The following is a 449-nucleotide window of genomic DNA, read 5'->3' as shown; positions in this document are numbered from 1 at the left end:
AAATTTGAGAGACTCGAACACACATTAACTGTGTGTCGTTTCAATTTTCAGCTTGATCCAGATTTTTAAAGAGCAAAACTTCGCAGTGCACCTTTTCAGGTTCACTCTGAAGTTTTCTTGTTTTCGCAGTAAAAGATGGTGGAGCTATGCGGGATCGAACCGCAGACCTCCTGCGTGCAAAGCAGGCGCTCTCCCAGCTGAGCTATAGCCCCATCGTATGACCAACCTCTTCAAATCTGCATGACAGATTTGGTAGGCCTGAGTGGACTTGAACCACCGACCTCACCCTTATCAGGGGTGCGCTCTAACCACCTGAGCTACAAGCCTGTAGAGGTTTTTTACTGCTGTTTTTCATCAGACAATCTGTGTGAGCACTACAAAGGCAGGTTCTTTAAGGTAAGGAGGTGATCCAACCGCAGGTTCCCCTACGGTTACCTTGTTACGACTTC

At 47.2% G+C, this 449-nt stretch carries 2 tRNA genes and 1 rRNA gene; all 3 read right to left on the bottom strand.

The annotated features are described in order from the left end of the window. Positions 1-136 precede the first annotated feature (136 nt). Positions 137-212, bottom strand: a tRNA-Ala gene (locus tag QMG44_RS24210). 38 nt (positions 213-250) lie between these two features. Beyond that, positions 251-327 (bottom strand) — tRNA-Ile (locus tag QMG44_RS24205). Positions 328-397: 70 nt separating this feature from the next. Beyond that, a 16S ribosomal RNA gene (locus tag QMG44_RS24200) occupies positions 398-449 on the bottom strand; the annotation flags it as partial.

The sequence above is a fragment of the Enterobacter sp. 200527-13 genome (assembly GCF_027924865.1).
In the GTDB taxonomy this organism is placed as follows: domain Bacteria; phylum Pseudomonadota; class Gammaproteobacteria; order Enterobacterales; family Enterobacteriaceae; genus Enterobacter; species Enterobacter ludwigii.
This window is presented reverse-complemented; position numbering and strand designations above follow the sequence as displayed.